Source organism: Nostoc mirabile CHAB5784, from assembly GCF_020829645.1.
GTDB lineage: Bacteria > Cyanobacteriota > Cyanobacteriia > Cyanobacteriales > Nostocaceae > Nostoc > Nostoc mirabile.
The window spans coordinates 1-19555 of record NZ_JAIVFS010000017.1; the positions used below are offsets into that span (position 1 = coordinate 1).

At 41.2% G+C, this 19555-nt stretch carries 18 protein-coding genes; 10 read left to right on the forward strand and 8 right to left on the reverse strand.

Features of this window, described 5'->3' with window-relative positions; all coding sequences use genetic code 11:
• Positions 1-477: 477 nt before the first annotated feature.
• The 4 genes from LC653_RS13390 (at position 478) to LC653_RS13405 (ending at position 2915) form a co-directional block, all read left to right on the forward strand.
• Positions 478-1110 carry a Uma2 family endonuclease gene (locus LC653_RS13390; protein WP_229494948.1) on the forward strand — a complete coding sequence of 211 codons (633 nt, stop codon included), beginning with the start codon at positions 478-480 and terminating at the stop codon, positions 1108-1110.
• Positions 1111-1237: 127 nt separating this feature from the next.
• Positions 1238-1870: a Uma2 family endonuclease gene (locus LC653_RS13395; RefSeq protein ID WP_229494949.1), complete on the forward strand. Its 633-nt coding sequence runs from the start codon at positions 1238-1240 to the stop codon at positions 1868-1870.
• 197 nt (positions 1871-2067) lie between these two features.
• The gene (locus LC653_RS13400) at positions 2068-2697 is read left to right on the forward strand and encodes an Imm1 family immunity protein (protein WP_229494950.1); all 630 of its coding nucleotides are present in this window, start codon (positions 2068-2070) and stop codon (positions 2695-2697) included.
• A 38-nt stretch (positions 2698-2735) separates the two neighbouring features.
• The gene (locus LC653_RS13405; protein ID WP_229494951.1) at positions 2736-2915 is read left to right on the forward strand and encodes an addiction module protein; all 180 of its coding nucleotides are present in this window, start codon (positions 2736-2738) and stop codon (positions 2913-2915) included.
• A 77-nt stretch (positions 2916-2992) separates the two neighbouring features.
• Here LC653_RS13405 and LC653_RS13410 read toward each other — a convergent pair whose 3' ends face one another.
• The gene (locus tag LC653_RS13410; protein WP_229495053.1) at positions 2993-3670 is read right to left on the reverse strand and encodes a Uma2 family endonuclease; all 678 of its coding nucleotides are present in this window, start codon (positions 3668-3670) and stop codon (positions 2993-2995) included.
• 193 nt (positions 3671-3863) lie between these two features.
• On the opposite strand from LC653_RS13410, the gene LC653_RS13415 reads away from it, so the two are divergent.
• From LC653_RS13415 to LC653_RS13430, 4 genes are all read left to right on the forward strand, one after another.
• Complete coding sequence (locus tag LC653_RS13415) at positions 3864-5438, forward strand: CPBP family intramembrane glutamic endopeptidase (RefSeq protein WP_229494952.1); 1575 nt, start codon at positions 3864-3866, stop codon at positions 5436-5438.
• A gap of 664 nt (positions 5439-6102) precedes the next feature.
• Complete coding sequence (locus LC653_RS13420; protein WP_229494953.1) at positions 6103-6378, forward strand: TM2 domain-containing protein; 276 nt, start codon at positions 6103-6105, stop codon at positions 6376-6378.
• A gap of 911 nt (positions 6379-7289) precedes the next feature.
• Positions 7290-9908, forward strand: a complete 2619-nt coding sequence (locus LC653_RS13425; protein WP_229494954.1) for a heavy metal translocating P-type ATPase — start codon at positions 7290-7292, stop codon at positions 9906-9908.
• Positions 9909-10157: 249 nt separating this feature from the next.
• Positions 10158-10598 (forward strand): FHA domain-containing protein, encoded by a 441-nt coding sequence (locus LC653_RS13430; protein ID WP_372478175.1) that lies wholly within the window; start codon positions 10158-10160, stop codon positions 10596-10598.
• A 72-nt stretch (positions 10599-10670) separates the two neighbouring features.
• On the opposite strand, the gene LC653_RS13435 is transcribed toward LC653_RS13430, so the two are convergent.
• Entirely contained in the window at positions 10671-11018 is a 348-nt protein-coding gene (locus LC653_RS13435; RefSeq protein ID WP_229494956.1) for a hypothetical protein, read from the reverse strand.
• A gap of 196 nt (positions 11019-11214) precedes the next feature.
• Here LC653_RS13435 and thyD point away from each other — a divergent pair, with 196 nt between their 5' ends.
• Complete coding sequence (gene thyD, locus LC653_RS13440) at positions 11215-12180, forward strand: thylakoid membrane protein ThyD (protein ID WP_229494957.1); 966 nt, start codon at positions 11215-11217, stop codon at positions 12178-12180.
• 469 nt (positions 12181-12649) lie between these two features.
• On the opposite strand, the gene LC653_RS13445 is transcribed toward thyD, so the two are convergent.
• The 6 genes from LC653_RS13445 to LC653_RS13470 all read right to left on the reverse strand — a co-directional run bounded on the left by LC653_RS13445 (position 12650) and on the right by LC653_RS13470 (position 15624).
• Positions 12650-13120, reverse strand: coding sequence for a hypothetical protein (locus LC653_RS13445; RefSeq protein WP_229494958.1), 471 nt, complete (start codon positions 13118-13120; stop codon positions 12650-12652).
• A gap of 1 nt (position 13121) precedes the next feature.
• The gene (locus LC653_RS13450) at positions 13122-13523 is read right to left on the reverse strand and encodes a hypothetical protein (RefSeq protein WP_229494959.1); all 402 of its coding nucleotides are present in this window, start codon (positions 13521-13523) and stop codon (positions 13122-13124) included.
• A 540-nt stretch (positions 13524-14063) separates the two neighbouring features.
• Positions 14064-14303 carry a hypothetical protein gene (locus LC653_RS13455; RefSeq protein ID WP_229494960.1) on the reverse strand — a complete coding sequence of 80 codons (240 nt, stop codon included), beginning with the start codon at positions 14301-14303 and terminating at the stop codon, positions 14064-14066.
• A 46-nt stretch (positions 14304-14349) separates the two neighbouring features.
• Positions 14350-14595, reverse strand: coding sequence for a DUF8620 family protein (locus tag LC653_RS13460; protein WP_109009489.1), 246 nt, complete (start codon positions 14593-14595; stop codon positions 14350-14352).
• Positions 14596-14765: 170 nt separating this feature from the next.
• Positions 14766-15188, reverse strand: coding sequence for a tetratricopeptide repeat protein (locus tag LC653_RS13465; RefSeq protein ID WP_229494961.1), 423 nt, complete (start codon positions 15186-15188; stop codon positions 14766-14768).
• Positions 15189-15267: 79 nt separating this feature from the next.
• The gene (locus tag LC653_RS13470) at positions 15268-15624 is read right to left on the reverse strand and encodes an iron-sulfur cluster assembly accessory protein (RefSeq protein ID WP_229494962.1); all 357 of its coding nucleotides are present in this window, start codon (positions 15622-15624) and stop codon (positions 15268-15270) included.
• Positions 15625-15952: 328 nt separating this feature from the next.
• Here LC653_RS13470 and LC653_RS13475 point away from each other — a divergent pair, with 328 nt between their 5' ends.
• Entirely contained in the window at positions 15953-17593 is a 1641-nt protein-coding gene (locus tag LC653_RS13475) for a DUF6930 domain-containing protein (protein ID WP_229494963.1), read from the forward strand.
• Positions 17594-19555: the final 1962 nt, after the last annotated feature.

Here is a 19555-nt window from a genome sequence, read left to right on the forward strand (position 1 = left end):
CCAGTTCTTCTTTGGGCAACTGGCTCAAACTTTCTCGGTCTAATTCTTCAGGCTGGCTTTGGTTCATATTTGTGATACTCACCCTCAAGTGTCCTCCTTGTCAATACTCTGCCACCTGAATCCTTACGTTTAATCAACGTGAGGGAAATCACATTCAGACAATTTATGGAACTGTCACTACTGGAACTAACTGGAAATTTTTAAAGCTCATTGGGCAAGTAGTTGAAATTGACTTGAGCGAGTATTATATTAATGACATAGGTAAAATTATCGGAATTTTATCTAATATCCTGACAGAAGAAGTATTTTAACTAATTCTGGAGGTTTAACAAGTTTTGTGGTGAAGTCTAAATCCCGTTACAAATCTTAATTACGAATTACGTTAGCGTAGCGTAAAGCCTTCTCTACGAGAGGCTGCGCCAACGGCATAGCTTCGCTTAGAGCGAGTCATCGAGCGTCATTACGAATTATTTTAATATGCTTGTCAAGTCAACCCTTGCTGAACAAAGAACAGTCTTACACAACGTTAGTTGGGAAACCTTTGAAGCCTTGCTGAGAGATACAGGCGAGGATAGAGGTTCTCGCTTTGCTTATGACTGCGGTGTTTTAGAAATCATGACTCCACTTTTTGAACACGAAAATCCTAAAATTCAGTTTGACCGATTGATATTCGCTTTAGCAGTGGAATTAAAAATTAAAATTAGAAGTGCTGGTTCTACAACATTAAAACGTCAACCAATAACAAAGGGAATAGAACCCGATAGTTGCTATTATATTCAAAATGAGCCACTAATTAGAGGTAAACAAGAATTAGATTTAACAACAGACCCAGCACCAGATTTAGCAGTTGAAATTGATATTACTAGCAGCTCTGTTAATAAATTTAATATTTATGCGGCTTTAGGTGTAGGAGAATTATGGAGATATAACGGTGAAGTTTTAAAATTTTATCAATTAGTAGAAAGCCAGTATATTGAGATTAAGTTGAGTATAGCTTTTCCTTTAATTTCTGTTAGTGATATGAATAGATTTATCCAGCAAAGTAAAACTATGGATGAAATTGATTTGGTGCAATCCTTCAGCGCTTGGGTGCGTGGAAAGATAGCTTAAAATCATGAATTAATTACGAATTACGTTAGCGTAGCGTAAAGCCTTCTCTACGAGAGGCTGCGCCAACGGCATAGCTTCGCTTAGAGCGAGTCATCGAGCGTCATTATAAATTACGAATTATTTTAATATGCTTGTCAAGTCAACGTCTGCTGAACAAAGAACAGTGCTACATAACATTAGCTGGGAAACCTTTGAAGCCTTGCTGAGAGATACAGGTGAAGATAGAGGCTCTCGGTTTGCTTATGACTGCGGTGTTTTAGAAATCATGACTCCACTTTTTGAACACGAAAACCCCAAAAGTAATTTTGGTAATTTTATTATTGCTTTAGCTGAAGAATTGGGAATTGAAGTGAGAAGTGCTGGTTCAACAACATTGAAGCGGAAAATATCAAAGCGGGGAATAGAACCAGATACTTGCTACTATATCCAGAATGAACTAGCTATTAGAGGTAAGAAAACTTTAGATTTAGAAAATGATCCGCCCCCTGACTTAGCAATTGAGATTGACATTACCAGCAGTTCAGTTAACAAATTGGGGATTTATTCAGCGTTGGGTATAACTGAACTTTGGAGATATGATGGGCAAAATTTAAAGTTTTATCAGTTGATAGATGGGCAGTATGTCGAGTGTAAGTTTAGTATTGCTTTTCCTATAGTTTCAGTGAGTGAGATAAGCCGATTTATTGAGCAGAGTAAAACAAGCGGGGAAATTGCCTTGCTTAAATCATTTCGCGCTTATATCAGGAAAAAGATCAACTAATTTTAATTGCTTAACTGAATTCAGCTGTTGACTACTATAGAGAGATAATAGAAATGGAGTATATGGGAGCAACAAATATTGCCCCAGGAGAAGATAGCTATGTCAGGACTTACGCAAAATATCTCTGAAACTCTGATTTCTCTGTGTCCTCTGCGCCTCTGTGGTTCGTTATTCCGTAACTTGTGTGTAAGTCCTATATGTGTTTAAATTCTCAAGAGACAACGCCGCAGCCTTCATCAGAAGACACGAAAGCCAATGGGGAATCCCCACGTTTGTTGACTCCTGAGCAAATTCGGGTGGGAACAAATGTGATAATGACCTATGCTGAACGTCAAGCCTTTTGGAAAAATTCTGAGATTGGTAAGTTACTTGGTTTTGATCGCTGGCCAGATTTGCCACAAAAAAGCGAAACAAGTTTAGTATTCAAGCTATCAGCAGAAAAATGGGTTAGTAATAACAATCAAGTTGAATTAAGAAAAGATTCAAATTGGATTCAAATCGAAGCAGCTATCCGCGAGTTAGATGGCAAAAGCAAAACTTTAGTAACCTTGAAATCTGATGATGAGACTTACATGAATATTAGAGGGGGGAAGTCAGCTAAATATGTTGTAAATGCAACTTTTAATAATAAAAGTTTTGATATTTTAGTTGATTTATCAAAATCTAATGAAATAGAAAAATTAGTAGTCGGTGGACAAGAAGAAAATTATCCTGCGAAAATGTGTGTTGATTTGCTGCACTGTTTAGTAGCTGCTAGAACATTTACCGAATCAGGTAAACTTGATGCTTTACTTGATTGGGAAGAAGATAAGTCTTTTATAATCTAAAAAGAAGATTATATTGAGCAACTATATTAACAACAACCATGCACCCCATATCAAAAGTCAATATTTCCGAACTAAGTGTATCTGAACGTATACAGCTTGCCGAGGACTTATGGGACAGCATTCTTACCACACCCGATAAAGTTCCTCTCAACGATGAGCAAAAACAAGAATTAGATAGACGCTTGGAGATGCATTGCCAAAATAAAAACCAAGGTTAAACCTGGCAATCTGTCAAGCAAAGACTAAGTTTAACTGAATAAGCTATCAGTTAATAAAGCGATCGCACCCCAAAAAATCAACTCAAAGAATCTGGATCTATCCCCAACCTTTGCAATTCCTGTGCCAGCCTATCGGCACGTTGTTCGGCAGCGATCGCTCGTTCTTCTGGTGTTAAATATCTGACTCCTTGTTTGTCATACCAATATAACCAATCCCGCGTAATTCCCTGATAGGTTCCCCGTTCATAACCAATTGCTAAACCTATCTCTGATAACCAAACTAGATTTCCTGGCTGCAATACATATTCACCATTTACAAAGCGATAAACTTCTAAAGGTGGTTTTCTTCGGCGTTGGGGATTGTAGACAACATAATACAAAATCTCCATCTCCGCATACATTTTCTTTTTGCTGGTGTATTCCCCACGCCGTCTGTGAGAAACAACTTCTAATGCCATAATCGGCATCACCTTTTCTTCCCACAACACATAACTTAAACGCAAGTTCTCATCAAAAACTCGCTCTACTCCTAAACTTAAAAACCCATCAGGCACAATCGGCGGTAATTCGGGATCGTAATATATCCCCATATCAACGCCAAAAAACCAATCCATTCGGTTTGCCCACAGCCAAGCTAAGATGGCTTCTAGCAAGCCCGGAATCAAATGTTGTAGTTGATTATCCACAGGTTCATCGTCAGAATCTGGCAGATCCTCGGCGGAGGGTAAGCAGTGCAATGGGTTGTAATTTAACATGGTGGGTGCGATTGCAAACTCATAATATTGATGATATCTATCCACCTCTGACAAGCCCCGAAATTTATTTATGAGATTATTAATTTTGAATTTTGAATGCGTGAATTTTGAATTCGGAGCGAAGCAACGTGACTTTTTCTTGCGATAATTCCCAAGGGGACGCGCTCTCCATTGGCTAGTAAAAGAGGGATAGATGACACTCAAGCGATTAGTTTTAATTTTTATACTGACGCCAATAGCAGTTCTGTTGGCAGTTTCGGCTTTATTCAGTAGTTGGCAAGAACCTCAGTTCCAAAGTCGCCTAGAACTATACCAAACCAATATTGCTCTACAAGCCCAAGCTTGGCAATCAGAAGATAGCAGCGATGACAATCTCAAAGCGGTTCAGGAAGCAATACTTGGTGAGCAACCCCTGGAGGGCGCCACAAAGCAGTATCAAGAGGCGCGTCAATCAGTTGAAGCTAATTTAGACAAAGTTAACAACAAACTTGCACAATTACGCTCTCAACCTGAAATAACTCCCATACCTCCGAAACCTTTACCGGATGTTCCTCCCACTACTAAAACTTCTAAGCAGGGACAGCAACAGTTACAGCAGTCCCTCAAGCAATTACAAAAATTACTGGCTGAATTAGACCTGCGCCTGGGAATTTTACAAGCACAGCAAGGACAGACGGATACAGCTCTCAAAACTTGGAGCGAATTACAACAACGCTCAGATATCAATCCAGAATTTGGAGAAACCGCAGCTGTATTAAGTGGACTGTGGAGCAATCCTCCCCGTCTGCTCCAAAATTCTCAAGAACGGATTCAAAAGAATTTAGAAGGTTGGTTTCGCTCTAATGCTTTGGTTCAGCTATACCAACTCCAGCAACGACAAGACGCTTTATCAGCAGTTAAAGCTGCACAACAAGAATCTGCTACTCAAGCGGTGATCAAATTAGCAGTTATTGGCACTATCCCCACTTTGGCAGCTTTAACTGGTCTAATACTGCTGATTTTCTTATTTGCTCAACGCTTGTTGAAAGGAAAAGCCTCGTTACTAGCTCAAAATGCTGATGTCCTTTGGTCAACACCTTGGGATGGTGAAACGATTTTGCAGGTTTTTATCGTCGGCTTTTTCTTCATGGGACAAATTTTTGTCCCTTTATTGCTATCGCTGCTCCCCATCCCTCGTCCTGTGGGTGATGTGCGACTTCAGGCTTTTTATGTTTTAGTTAGTTACTTACTGGTAGCATCGGGTGCGCTGTTAGTGCTGTATTTTTCTCTCAAGCGCTTTTTTCCATTACCAGAATTTTGGTTTCGCTTCCGTTTTCAAGATAACTGGTTTTTGTGGGGACTGGGAGGCTATTGCGCGGCTTTACCTATAGTTGTGGTGGTATCTTTGATCAATCAACAGCTATGGCAAGGACAGGGTGGTAGTAACCCTTTGTTGCAATTAGCGCTGGAAAGCCAAGATGGTGTAGCACTTGGCATATTTTTCTCCACAGCAGCGATCGCAGCTCCATTTTTTGAAGAAATTCTGTTTCGCGGCTTTTTGTTACCCTCTCTGACTCGCTACTTACCCGTGTGGGGAGCGATTCTGATCAGTAGTTTGTTGTTTGCGATCGCTCACCTCAGTTTGTCGGAAATTCTTCCCCTCACTGCATTGGGGATTGTCTTAGGGGTCGTTTATACGCGATCGCGCAACCTCCTTGCTCCTATGCTCCTCCACAGCCTGTGGAATAGTGGTACATTATTAAGTTTATTTGTTTTAGGTAGTAATTAAAACTAATTTAGTACTGTTGCGAAAAAGATAAATATTTGATTTTATCTGCATTAGTAAGAACAATTTACTAGTTATATTGCTCACAAGCATAAATAGTAGCCCAAAAGCCAATTCAGATAATGGCAAAAGCAAATCAAACCGCAACGCGAGAGTCATTAACTGATCTTGTCATTGGTGCGATCGCGTTTCACGCCCGATGGAAGTAATGTCTACGACGGACTATTCGGCGTCGCAAAAAAATCCGGAAATAATACTGATGGACTTGTAAAAAGTGGTGTAGCAGTTTTCGCTGATTATTGAGGTTCATTCTTTTCAAGATAAAGCAAAATTGCCGCACCAGGGTTTGCGACCGTCGAATCTACCAAAAGTTATACCAATTCAAAATTCACGCATTCAAAATTCAAAATGAATAAAACTAGATATCACAAGGGTTTGAGAGTGTATATCTGTCGCATTCTTTTTTCAAATTGGTATTACTAAGGAGCGCCAGATTTTCCGGCATAGCCGGAAGACATTTTAGCGTCCCCTTTGGAATAGAAGTACGCTGATTTTGGTTATTTGTCTTGGGGCTTACTTGTACTGAAAAAATTAAAAATACATTTATTAAGCAAGTAAATGTATTTGCTTTGTTTTATACCTCACTTATCAAGGAGCAGCACAAAATATGTCAAATTTCAACCCCACTCACCCTACCAAACAACTTCTAGCTGGTTACTGTGGCATTATCCTTGGAGGATTTGGGGTTCATAAGTTTATTTTAGGATACGCTCCAGAAGGCTTTATCATGTTGGTGATTTCTGTAGTCGGGGGTTCTTTCACCTACGGGGTTGCCTTGTTAATTATGCAACTTGTAGGTTTAATTGAAGGCATGATCTACTTGAATAAATCCCCTGAAGAATTTGTAAATACCTACTTTGTGAATAAACAGGGCTGGTTTTAGTGCAAAAAGGCAGTTCATGCTAGAGGCAGATTATATTTCTTTTCATAAGAAGAATTCAGAACTCAGAAATCAGAATTCAGTATAAAAAACTCCATCCCGCAAGTGGCGTGGAGTTTTTGGGCATGGGGAATCGGGCATGGGGCATGGGGAAGAAACTACCAATGCCCTATGCCCTATGCCCCAAGCGACGGGGCGACTATCCCGGAACACCCACTCTTGGGATGGAGTATCCCGTCGCTTTCAATGAATTCTGTACGAGTGGGTAATAGCGTAGCCTCTTCTCTTCTTAGGCTGCGCCAACGAGCTGCGTCCCTTGCGCGTCTGGTAGAGAGCGTCTGAATATTGGTTAAAACCGTACTTCGTCCTGCTACGCGCTTTCGCCCCTGGTGGGCAAAACTACTATTAAATATTCTCGCCTTAAACCTCTATCCCTTTATGGGTAGAGCTTAATTCTGTATTCTGACTCCTGATTTATTAACTAGTTCCGTGGGTTTAAGTCCCCCGGTTCAATAAAAATTTTGTTTTGTGTTGGGGTTAAATCCCCATTACAAAACAAAATTCACGAATTACGAATTACGAATTACGAATTATTTAATATGCTCATTCTCAAACCTAAACAGCTTAACTGGGCAATATTCTTCTTGTTGGGCATAGGGTATTTCAGCGTTATGTCTCATTTGGAAATAAACTATTTCTTAAAAAGCCTGATTGTCCTCATGCCAATGCAGGTTGGAGCTATTATTTATGTAACTTACCTACGCTGGAGCCGTCATTGACCCTCAGCGAGATACGATAAATTAAGAAATTTAATAGGGTTGACATACAGTCGTAGTTCCATATTTCGCCTACGCTCAAATTAGAGACGCTTTTAGTCAGGCGTTGAATTTCTGTAGCGAATCTAAACACTTGCCATGCAACTTGTCCCAAAAACTAAGCTAGCCCCAGAATTTGACCCAATCCTAGAGAAAATTATTCTCGATGTTGGGGGTATGAAGTGTGCTGGGTGTGTGAACGCAGTAGAACGACAGCTAACCCAACATCCAGGAGTCAAGAGTGCCTGTGTGAACCTGGCCACAGAGGTAGCAGTTATAGAGTCAGAAACTGGTGCGGTAGATGCAGATGCACTAGCACAGAGATTAACAGTCGTTGGATTCCCGACTCAACCCCGAAAACCTAGTGGCACAGTAGCAGGCGAGATATCTACCTTACTAGACCCAGCAGAACGACAACGCCGAGAAATGCGCTCTTCTGTTAGGCAGTTAGCGATCGCTGCAATCTTGCTGTTATTGTCGGGAAGTGGACATTTTGGCAATCTTGGTAGCTCAGTGCTACCAGTGCTAAATAACATCTGGTTTCACTGTGGACTGGCGACAGTAGCGCTATTAATTCCCGGTCGCCCGATTTTAGTAGATGGCTGGCTGGGCTGGCGGCGAAATGCGCCTAACATGAACACCCTGGTGGGATTGGGAACGCTGACAGCCTACATTGCTAGTTTAGTAGCGCTGCTATTTCCCAAAATGGGTTGGGAGTGCTTCTTTGACGAACCAGTAATGATGCTAGGCTTTATTCTTTTGGGAAGGACATTAGAACAACAAGCTAGAGGTCGTGCTGCTGCTGCATTTAAGAAATTGTTAGCACTCCAGCCACTCTTAGCGCGATTGATTGCCAACCCAGAGAAAGGAGGAATGGGATCTTCTAGCGTAGAGATTCCTGCTGAACAGGTGCGTGTTGGTGAATGGGTACAAGTGTTGCCAGGTGATAAAATCCCTGTCGATGGTGAAGTGGTGGTTGGTAAAACAACGGTGGATGAATCCATGTTGACTGGGGAAGCCGTGCCAGTAATTAAGCAACCAGGCGACCCGGTGACAGGAGGGACGCTAAATCAGTCAGGAGCGATCGCTATTCAGACAACCCGTACTGGAAGTGATACAACTTTAGCTCGAATTGTCGCTCTAGTAGAAGCCGCCCAAACTCGGAAAGCCCCAGTACAGAAATTAGTAGATACAGTAGCTGGTTACTTTACATACGGGGTGCTGACAGCATCTGTATTAACATTTGTCTTTTGGTACTTTTTCGGTACTCACATCTGGACTGATATCAGCATATCTGGTGACATGGAAATGATCAGCCACGCTCACCACTCCGTAGAGACGCGATTAATCGCGTCTCTACCCAGTACAAACGCGATTAATCGCGTCTCTACCCACTCCCCCCTATTAATCAGCTTAAAGCTAGCGATCGCAGTTATGGTAGTCGCCTGTCCCTGTGCTTTGGGACTTGCCACACCAACAGCCATTCTTGTCGGGACTGCTATGGGCGCAGAACGGGGTCTGTTAATCAAAGGTGGCGACGTTTTGGAAAAAGTACACCAGTTAAACACCGTAGTCTTTGATAAAACTGGCACTTTGACCACGGGTAATCCCATCGTTACAGATTGTCTGTTAATTGAGGACATGGGGAGTGGGGAATGGGGAGTAGGGAGTAAGGAACCCCACTCCCCACTCCCTAGTACAGACGCGATTAATCGCGTCTCTCCCTACTCCCTAATTCAACTAGCAGCAGCCGTAGAAAGCGGTACTCACCACCCCCTAGCAAAAGCGATTCAGCAAGAAGCACAGGGGCAACAGTTATCTATTCCAGAGGCTGTGGACTTTCACACGGAACCAGGACTAGGAGTATCTGCTGTGGTAGAGGGCAAAATTGTACTATTGGGTAACTGGGACTGGTTGAGTTGGCACGGCATTGCCATTAACGAAGCTGCACAACAGGTAGTACAGGATTTGGCAACAGATGGTAAAACAGTCGTTTGCGTAGCTGTTGGGGGAACTTTAGCCGGGTTAATTGCTATTTCTGATACCCTCAGACCAGATGCCCAATCCACTGTAGACAAGTTACGTCAGATGGGCTTACGGGTAATGTTGCTCAGTGGCGATCGCCCAGAAGCAGCTAATGCCATAGCCAAACAACTAGGATTAGATACTGCTGATGTAATAGCAGGTGTTCCCCCAGCCAAAAAAGCAGCTGCAATACAGTCTCTCCAGTTAGAAGGGACAAGGAGACAAGGGGGACAAGGAGACAAGGCGACAAAGAAAACTCCTGTAGAGACGCGATTAATCGCGTCTCTACTCCCCACTCCCCACTCCCCACTCCCCACTCCCCACTCAATAATCGCAATGGTAGGAGATGGAATCAACGATGCTCCAGCTTTATCCCAGGCAGATGTAGGAATTGCTTTACACTCTGGGACAGATGTGGCAATGGAAACTGCTGAAATTGTCCTAATGCGCGATCGCTTAAACGATGTCGTCGAATCTATTCAACTTAGTCGCGCCACTTTCAACAAAATCCGCCAAAATTTATTCTGGGCTTTTGCATATAATACAGTTGGGATACCTTTAGCAGCAGGCGTTTTGTTCCCTAGTCTGGGTTTTGTTCTTAACCCCTCTGGTGCTGCTGCATTAATGGCTTTTAGCTCTGTTAGCGTCGTCACAAACTCAATATTATTACGGCGATTAGCTCATCACCCGTAGAATTTCCATCTCAACCATCTCAAGTTAAACTGAGTCGCCCCGTCAGCTTTTACGCAGCGCATAAAGCCTCTTGGGACACTTACCAAAGCTATCATAGCTAGTGGAGTAGAACGAATATGTTCTACTCTTTCAAGGTATTATGCAACTTTAAAGCTTATTTAGATCAGCACCACAGACTTATGGTGCGCGAAAATGGCAAGATACAATACTAAACCAATATTGAGCAATCACAGTTCCACCAATTTGTCAATGGCAGCAGAAACCAATGAAAACCATCTACTGATTATTGAAGACGATCAAGGTCGCAAAGAATTTTCTCTGGAGCACCCCGTCTACTCTATCGGTAGAGATCGTGAGTGTAATATCCGTTTGATGTCGCAGTTTGTCTCCCGCCGCCATGCCACATTAGTGAGATTGCCACGAGATCATAATAGTCATAGCTACTATTACCGGATTGTAGATGGCGATGCCAAAGGCAAGCCTAGTTCCAACGGTTTGATGATTAATGGACGTAAGATACCAGCTCACGATCTCAGAAATGAAGACGAGATTGTTTTTGGCCCTCAAGTACGTGCCATTTATTACCTTTTAAGAAATACTCAGCGTTTGGGACAAACGGATTCAAGTGAGTACGATATTACACTAATAAACCCCGGTATGGCCGAGGATTTAGAGGATGCGGGAGAGTAAATTATAAATATCAATAAGAGCTTGATAATCCCACGACTTGAAGGCGTGGGAGTGTCAATTCAATCACCAAAACTAACCTGCAAGACTTTCAATCAAATGCCAATGGCGGCTACTTTCAATAGCCTGCTTGATGACTTCAAACATTTGTCGGCAGTAATTATCTAGTTGGAGTGGTAGTTCTTCATTTTTAATCACAATGCTCATCCGGGTTTCTGCTTCAGTAGATTTTGATTTATCAATCAATACTTCTGCTGTGATCAATTTAGGAAAAGGAACATGGCCCGGAACCTCACGAGCAATAATATAATCGCCAGTGTAGTATTGAATATCGAACTGACAGTCCTGTAGAAGTTCTACAAGTAACGGCAACAGATGGTCACTAGGAACAGAAACTGTAAATGAACAGGTATAGCGAGCCATAATAGCCCCACGCCTTGCAACACTCTGTCCATCCTATAATACCGAAGTATCTAAACGAAAAGTGATTCAAAAAGCAAAGTTTTTGAGATCAGGCATTACCAGATACACAGTCACATCTGTTCTATCCACAACGAAAGTGCCGTAAGCTGAAAGTTTGATTAAAAACTTTACAATAAAGGTTTGGCTGAGGTAGAACATGAAAGTCGCAATTACTGGAGCAACAGGATTTGTTGGTAGTCGTTTGGTACAACGACTCCACGCAAAAGCTCATCAAATAGTAGTATTAACTCGGAACACCACCTTTGCTCAAAAGGTTTTTCCATCTGAGGCTTTCCCAAATGTAGAAATTGTTGCCTATACACCAAATACATCTGGTTCTTGGCAAAGTGTCATCGCTAGTTGTGATGGCGTAGTTAATTTGGCAGGAGAACCTATTGGTGAAGGACGCTGGACATCAGAACGCAAACAAGAAATCCTCAATAGCCGGAAGCTAGGTACACAAAAAATAGTTGAAGCGATAGCCAACGCTAACCCCAAAACGGCAGTCGCTACAACGGGGGGAACCCCCGCAACGCGCTGCCTCCCAACAGTGTTAATTAACGCTTCGGCTATCGGCTACTACGGCACCAGTGAAACGGCAACCTTTGATGAAACAAGTACATCTGGTAACGATTTTCTCGCCCAAGTCTGCCAAGCCTGGGAAGCAGAAGCGAGAAAGGTAAAAGATGCTGGTGTGCGGCTGGTAATTCTGCGTTTTGGGATTGTTCTGGGTAATGGTGGTGCTTTAGGTAAAATGATTCCGCCTTTCAAACTGTTCGCTGGTGGTCCCATTGGCAGTGGTAGGCAGTGGTTCTCATGGATTCACGTAGACGATTTAGTTAGCCTGATTCTGCAAGCTTTAACTAAACCGGAAATAAAAGGTGTATATAATGGCACTGCCCCTAACCCAGTCAGAATGGCAGATTTAAGCCAAACCTTGGGACAAGTGATGAATCGCCCTTCTTGGTTGCCTGTTCCTAGTTTTGCGATCGAAGCTCTTTTAGGAGACGGGGCTATAGTAGTTTTAGAAGGTCAGCAAGTCCTTCCCAAGCGCACTGTGGAAACAGGCTTTGAGTACAAATATCCTAATTTGGAATCAGCTTTAACGCAAATTCTTAATTAAAAGGGAGTGGGGAGTGGGGGAAATGATTCCAGCACAAAATAACAAGAGTAGTTTGTTACTCTCTTTAAATTTTATCTGCAAGTGCGATCGCACCGCCTCCCCACAAATCGAAAAACTCCACAGCACATTGTTAAAACCACTACTTTATTGCTTCAAAATCAATATTCATTTGTAGTGTTGCCTTACTTCGCTCTTTTTACATTTCTTTAGAGAGAAGTTTTTAGAAGCTATTTTGTTACAGCTATTAAGAATATTCCCACAACAATAAAAAAAATTTTATTTCCTCTGTGATTAGTTTTTGACATGGTGTCAGAACCTAGAGAAATCACTGTTAAATTACAGCAAAAAAATTCCAATAATAAATGAAATGTTAGGTATGTATGATCCAGATAAATATAATCATTAAATTTCGCTAATTGTAGATGACTTCTGTTCGGTATGGGAAAATCGTTTCAATCCTTAGTAGAAATTATGAGCGTGGTTTAGGAGCAGGTCGCTGTGTAGCGGGATGAGGTATTGGGTTGTTATTAATTTTAAAAAACTTTTTAACTGTTGCTAACTTTTCAAAATATTGATCTATATTTCTATTAAAACACTGTCTTGCGGTAGTTCTTATTCCTTTTAAATATCGAGATTTCATGCTTGCATGAAAAAGTGTTTCGTATGCACTAAATGATAAACCCCTATCATTATCGTTGTTGTAACTAATATCGTAAACATAATCCAAGATACGCTCATGTTCTGTATTTGGTTTGTTTTGATTAAAGTAAAGTTGATAAATGTCCTCTTGCTTATAACTAGCGTAAGCTTTTACATAATGAATCGCAGAGTAGAAGCATATTGTAACAGCCCAGTCATTATCTTTTGACTGGGCTGCATTAGTAGCGGCTTTTTCGTTAAGCTGGGCTTGTTCAGTATAAATTTCAGTAGGTTTTGCCACACTAGAAATCAAATATGTTTTCGTTGAAGTCTTCTACTAATTCTGTGTAGAAATACCATCTTTCTTTTGTGGCATCTCTTAAATTCATACAAGTTTCAACAATCAAAGACTGGGCTACTTTCCATAGTGATTCTGAAGATTCACAATTGTTTTTTATTTGAAATGTCACTCTGTGAATATCTCCTCCATTGAAAGTATGTCGTACTCCCTCTACTCCTTCTAGTTCAGAAACTCTTTGTGTGACAGATTCAATTGCTTCAATTAGTTTACTTGATTTTAAACGTGTGGTTTCATTAGCGATTCTTTGCTTCGAGATTCCATGCAACAATGTTACAAATCTTTCAGGTTGGGGACTAAGTGAAGTAAGTGAAGGTATTGTTTTTAATTTTACACACCCTACCATTCTGCTACCTCTTCCAAGACGCTAGAGAGCGTTGATTGCTGTACTGGTTATATCTATATCTTAATTTACACTAATTCCTCTAAAAAGTCATTCATAAAAGTTACTTTTTGGAATTTTTTTGAAAGTGGATTTTTATTTTATCCTAATCTCGGTCAAGCAAATTCTGACTAATCGGTGTCAAATCGTTGTAGTCACATACCGATATGGGATTAAAAGCGCTTACAGTACAGCATTCAATTTCAGATTAGCCCACTCAAGAGCGATCGCACCAACTCAGCAACTCACCAACTCCAGTTTTAATATCAGGAAAATTGGCGTAACTTTTGGAATTTCAATTTCTGACCGCGAATAAAATCACCTCATCTAATTGGGTTCCCGCCGCGCTCCCAAAATAAAAAAAGGTTTCGCATAAGTGGCTCTCTTGTGTCTACTTAAACATAGAGTACCCATAGTGAGAATGTATTTAGCAGCGTCGTGATTTTTAATTTTGACGGCATCCCCGCCCCGACTGGTGATAGCATCGACAACGCCGCCAAGTCCTTAAGTCGGTTGCGAGTCTAGAGGATTTGTTAAACTACCCAAAAAGTGAGTTGAACCAGAAGCTAAATGAGTCAACAAGAAAAGCAGCGATCGCTCGAATCCGTAAACGTTGGCAGATATTGCCGATTCAGCCGAGCAGTCAAATGCAAGAGTGGAAGGAACAAGGACGACTTTGATGGTGATTGACGATGGTTTTTGCGTATGCTTTGTTACGTGTAGAATCTCAATATGAGCAAGCACTTTCTGCTCTAGAAAGAGCGGAACAAATTATTGCTCTCCTGCTGCGCTACTGACTAGAAAGAAATTTTTTGGAAACCCAACTGATAATACCACTGAGAATAGCACCGCCCATAAGGATGCCGATCGCTGGGTTAAACACGGGTTGCCACAGCTTATGCCACAAATCCAAACCCAAGTTTACTCCTACAGAATCACCGATCGCAGCGATCGCTAACCAGATAAAGCCAAACAAAACCAAAAAAACATCTGCGACTAAAATCGTGTTTAGCCAATTTAACAATTTATCTTTCATGATTGGAATGGGGAGTGGGGAGTGGGGAATGGGAAATGAGGAATGGGGAGTTGGTATTAGCAAGAGACAAGGTAGACAAAGGAGAAGACTTATTCAATAATTTCTCCTTGTTCCCCCACTCCGTACAGACGCGATTAATCGCGTCTCTCCCCACTCCCCACTCCCCATCTTCATTCTTCAAACAGCCAATTTTTTACTTTTGTCAAACTCTGCCAATTTGGTTTTCTACTTAAACCGTCTTCAATACTGGTTTTTATTTCATCGCGCCATTCTTCGTTGACAAAAATTAGCTGTTGTGCTATATCAATATGTTCTCGTAAACCTTTTTGACCTGTGTCCAGCATTGCTAAGGCGAGATTGACTCTAGCCTGTGGGTCTTGTGGATTTAACTTGACTGCTTTCTGTGCAGCTTTGTAAGCCAAATTGGGTTTGTTATCGAGTAAATATAACCACGCCAAACAAATCCAAGCAGCACTAGTTTTGGGAGCGCGATCGCACACTTCTTTAAACACAGGGATTAAAGAATCTACCGCCTCTCCTGCTTTATAGCGTTCTAAACCTGTATCAAACAGGGATTCAACTGTATTAGTCATTGGTCATTAGTCATTAGTCATTGGTGATTAGTCATTTGTCTTTCGTCCAATGACAAGGGACAAATGACAAATGACAATATTACACCCCAAATGACTTGCCGCAACCACAAGTTTGATTGGCATTGGGGTTAGTGAATTGAAAGCCACCGCCAATCATGGCATCGCTGTAATCGAGCATTAAACCGTAGAGATATAATAGACTCTTGCGATCGCTGACAATTTTGAAGCCATCATAATCAAAAACTTCATCATGAGGGGTGATCTTGCTAGTGTCTTCAAAGTCCATCATGTAAGACATCCCTGAACAGCCACCCTGGCGGACTCCTACCCGTAAGCAGAAGTCTGTGCCTTGCTTGTCCCGGAGGGATTTTACCTGGTGCAATGCGGCTTCGCTCAACAGAATTCCGCGTTGTTGAGACCCAATTGCTTGTGTCATCTGCTTTTTTAACTCCTTAATTAGTCTAAGCTTTACCCGATATCGGCTTGTTAATGCCTCTGGGTTGCCGTTGGTGTTTTTGTATTCATTCTAGCGGCTTAGATGTCGCTAGATACCAAATTGTAAACACTCCGTTAAAAGCAGCCAAAAATTTTTATTCTAGAATTGAGAGACTCAGTGTGTTTAGAGATTCGGTATTTTTGGAATTCAAGCCTGGCGGCAGTCACCAGAAGCAACTATCTTTCAGGTGCAGCCATAAAAACCTAATCCGAGGCTAGCTATCCCCCAAAGTCTACTTCCAAATTGCTTCTTTTGATTAACTTATTCTATGACAAGTTTTAATCGCTCTACCAGTCGTCGGTTGAAGAAATTAACTCAAATTCCTTCTGTATGGGAGGGCGATCGCCGTCCGTTGTCATCACCAAACCAGTACTCAGACTCAGAGGAAAAGGGAGAATGTATCCTTTGGGTAGATTACTCCCAAGGTGTGGTTCGAGGAATGGACGTGGTAGCTTCAGATATCGGCCCAGAAGCAATAGTTCGGACTTTAATGCAAGCAATGGAGCATCCTCACAGTCCGGCAAGACCTGCCAGACCCCAAAGAATTGTAGTCAAAGACCGCGAGATCCAATTTTACCTGCGGGGGGTGCTGCAAGATTTAGATATTGCCATTGACTACGCACCAGAACTGCCTTTAATTGACGAACTGTTTCGCGGGTTCGCCGACATCCTCGATAGTCAAACCCCCGACTTACCCCCACAGTATGCACAAATCTTGCGAGAAAAAGCATTTGCAATTTGGCAAGCAGCACCTTGGGAATTTTTGGAAGAACAGCAAATTTTGTCAATCGAGATTAATAACTGGGATGTTGGCACACTCTACGCCTCAGTCATGGGAATGCTGGGAATGGAGTATGGGATTTTGTTTTATCGCTCAGAAGAGTCTTTAAAACAGTTTCGCGCCGCCGTTTTAACGGATGAAGAATCAACGGAGCATCTAGAAGAAGCGTTCCTCAAGCAAGATTGCCTGTTTCTCACCTTTGAGAGTACTGACGAAACCGATGAAGATGAGGATGAAGAAAATGATTTGGCGGATCTGCCATTATCAGAAATTGACCCAACTTTCGGTAATATCCACCCCTTAGAAGGACTACGTTCTGTTTTGTATGACGAAGAAGCACTTGTAATCTTCGTTGCGATCGAAAGTCTAAGCCGCTTTATTCGCGATCACCGGCGCCAGCTTCATGAAGACATTTTCCCTCCCCTGAGCCGTCGCTATCGCATTTCTCTGCCGCAGTCAGAAGAAGCAACTAAATCTCTGCCTGTTACAGTCTCTACCATGCCGCAGTTAGCAGCAGAGTTAGAGGAAATGGCAGGCTTTGATGTCGATGACGAGGACATTGGAAATCTTGACTCCCCAAATTTCCAATCATTGCAAGATGACTTGATACCAGAAGATTCCTTCCTCAGCTTAGGTGTAGTGTCCTGGGAAATGTTGGAGTACCTGCGTAAAGGGGTCAGCTACCATCCGGCTGGTGAAATCAAACAAGTGGGTGACGGTTTGCCGGTGATTTTAATTCAAACTTCCCGGCCCAAGGCTAAAACTGTAATTGAAAGAATTGAAGCAATAGGGGGACTGAGAGCAATTTGCTTTAATCCAGGTGCCGACCCCTTCGATGGCGATCGCTACGACCTGGGTTTATTGCAAACTCAAAATGGCGAATTGTTCCTATTCGGGGAATTTTTAGATGAAGATCCTATTCATGTAGAAGCCCGGAAAAAATGGAATCAGCGATGTAAAAATACTAAGGGCTACTGTGGCTTAATCATTGCTAAAGGACTAACGGGAGCCTCTCGTGGCAATCCTCAATTACGAGATATGATGGCTTTGTTTGAAGCGCGATCGCTTTCACCTAAAGATTTAGGTATTGGCACTCTTCAACTGATGCCCCAACTTAAATTTGAATAGTTGCACGAATTCCCCCAATCCTCAATCTCAAATTGTGGTTATGAAAAATTACAACAGTTTTCGTCATGAAGTACAAAACTACGGGTTTTGAGGCAGGAGCTATAAACTCTTTATATTATGATGCGTAAGTCCTGCATTTTGCACCTTACTTACTTGCAAACTGCTGTAAGTTGATGTGTATTTGATTTACATATTGACTAAAACTGGATTCGGGAGAGGAAAAAGGGAAAGCTTTACCTTTTAAGGTTTACAAACTGAGTGCTGAGTAAAGTAAAAAGTACTCAGGATTTTTGCATTTGTATATGCTTCAACCTTTGTAAATGTTCTTTTAACTCACCACTCTTCATAGCTCTTAAGATGCAGCACTTTGCAATCCACATTTACAGTGGATTTCAAGGAAAGTGTTGTACACCAACTAGAGCTAATCTTGGAGGAACCTTCAGGATTGCTGAATTGAACAAGAGGCAAGGGGGCAGGGGAGAAAGATTCTGGAATTCTTCTGTCAAGAGCTTGTAAGACCTGTTCGCAGGTTGTGCTTGGTGAAGCGTCAACCCCATTCGGCGACTCGTGGGTGTGGCCTGGTGAGGAATCACCGCTCCTTCAGGACGGTGAGGATGTCAATCTCCGAACTTCTAATTCTAAGAAAGCCAAAGATTAAAAAATCCAGAGTGGAGCAAATCTCCGCTCTGGATTTTCCTTTAACTTAGAGTTCTCTTTGAATTCTGCTGTATGTATATGTCAACAACAGTAGATTACCAATGATTAGAAGCTAACTTTACCTCAATTTCATGAAGTAGCTGTATTTGGAAATTTTTCCAGTCATTTCATTTGGATATTTACCAGTATAAATCAGTACAAAACGCCCAAAAATTCTCTGCAAGGTTCTGTTTAATAAAATCTAGGTGAGGTACTTAGATATCAAAATATTTTTTTAATAATTTTCTGAGTTTTTCATCGTGTCATGTATCAATATAATTAAGCAAAATATCAGAATATATCTTTTTCTTTGTAATTTTTTTATAAAGCATGAGAATGAGTTTATTTGTTCTCTAAATGAAGATTATTTAAAGTGTATAAACAATGGCTATAATGAACACATAATGGAAAAAATTAAATCTACAATTGCTTTTATGAGTATACTTACTAAATAATAAATGTTTGCAAAATAAAAAGTTTATTGACAGTAATTTTTTAGCTGTGAAAAATTTACTGCCGAATTTATGGTACAAAAATGTGCAAAAAATGAATTGTCTAACCTCCCGATACATAAATACTATGAATCGAAAAACAAATCACTGACTTTAAGACAAAGTATATCGCTAGAGAGAAGATAAAACACATCTCAGATTGCATCGTATTTTTACGGCGAGTTAGTGTACAAGCATGAAACAAAAATAAAATATTGTTATCGACAACAGTCAAGTAACATCATCTCTGTTTGGTGAGCATTCATCTGTGTAAAATTACAGATGTTGCTGTTAAAATTTACCAAAACACTCAGTTATTTACACCCAGAAAACTGAGTATTATACCCTTTTTGGTGGTTACTATATTGGCACAAAGAAGCAATCAGCTTGATCGAGGATAGCCAAAATTCATAAACGTTCAAGTAGCTCTTAACTTCGTGGTTACAGTAATGGGTGCAGATGGGTGTTTGTTTTAGAGCAATCGCTTATTTGCCTACTTTTAAGTGATTATTCACGACCTCTATAGACGATTGGAACCCGCCTGTCAGAAAGCATTTCAGCATGATAATGATTTTGAAGGTTTATTTTCTGGTGTTATCTGAGATGTTCTCTCCAAGTGGGTTTGGCGAACTTGGTTAAGAGAGAAGGTCAAATGCTTTCGATGGAGAATAACTTTGTAAATCTTGATTGAGTTAACAGTAGGTGTCTCAAATTCATTTATAAAATTTCATTGTCAGGCTTTACTCATGCTATTAGTAGCGTTATTATCTTCAAA

What these genes read in the sequence shown, in the direction of transcription:
- LC653_RS13470 (WP_229494962.1), bottom strand. Translation starts at nt 15,624, where the DNA reads ATGACACAAGCAATTGGGTCTCAACAACGCGGAATTCTGTTGAGCGAA.
- LC653_RS13460 (WP_109009489.1), bottom strand. Translation starts at nt 14,595, where the DNA reads ATGAAAGATAAATTGTTAAATTGGCTAAACACGATTTTAGTCGCAGAT.
- LC653_RS13425 (WP_229494954.1), top strand. Translation starts at nt 7,290, where the DNA reads ATGCAACTTGTCCCAAAAACTAAGCTAGCCCCAGAATTTGACCCAATC.
- LC653_RS13400 (WP_229494950.1), top strand. Translation starts at nt 2,068, where the DNA reads ATGTGTTTAAATTCTCAAGAGACAACGCCGCAGCCTTCATCAGAAGAC.
- thyD (WP_229494957.1), top strand. Translation starts at nt 11,215, where the DNA reads ATGAAAGTCGCAATTACTGGAGCAACAGGATTTGTTGGTAGTCGTTTG.
- LC653_RS13395 (WP_229494949.1), top strand. Translation starts at nt 1,238, where the DNA reads ATGCTTGTCAAGTCAACGTCTGCTGAACAAAGAACAGTGCTACATAAC.
- LC653_RS13390 (WP_229494948.1), top strand. Translation starts at nt 478, where the DNA reads ATGCTTGTCAAGTCAACCCTTGCTGAACAAAGAACAGTCTTACACAAC.
- LC653_RS13450 (WP_229494959.1), bottom strand. Translation starts at nt 13,523, where the DNA reads ATGGTAGGGTGTGTAAAATTAAAAACAATACCTTCACTTACTTCACTT.
- LC653_RS13435 (WP_229494956.1), bottom strand. Translation starts at nt 11,018, where the DNA reads ATGGCTCGCTATACCTGTTCATTTACAGTTTCTGTTCCTAGTGACCAT.
- LC653_RS13405 (WP_229494951.1), top strand. Translation starts at nt 2,736, where the DNA reads ATGCACCCCATATCAAAAGTCAATATTTCCGAACTAAGTGTATCTGAA.
- LC653_RS13420 (WP_229494953.1), top strand. Translation starts at nt 6,103, where the DNA reads ATGTCAAATTTCAACCCCACTCACCCTACCAAACAACTTCTAGCTGGT.
- LC653_RS13410 (WP_229495053.1), bottom strand. Translation starts at nt 3,670, where the DNA reads ATGTTAAATTACAACCCATTGCACTGCTTACCCTCCGCCGAGGATCTG.
- LC653_RS13430 (WP_372478175.1), top strand. Translation starts at nt 10,158, where the DNA reads ATGGCAGCAGAAACCAATGAAAACCATCTACTGATTATTGAAGACGAT.
- LC653_RS13475 (WP_229494963.1), top strand. Translation starts at nt 15,953, where the DNA reads ATGACAAGTTTTAATCGCTCTACCAGTCGTCGGTTGAAGAAATTAACT.
- LC653_RS13415 (WP_229494952.1), top strand. Translation starts at nt 3,864, where the DNA reads ATGACACTCAAGCGATTAGTTTTAATTTTTATACTGACGCCAATAGCA.
- LC653_RS13465 (WP_229494961.1), bottom strand. Translation starts at nt 15,188, where the DNA reads ATGACTAATACAGTTGAATCCCTGTTTGATACAGGTTTAGAACGCTAT.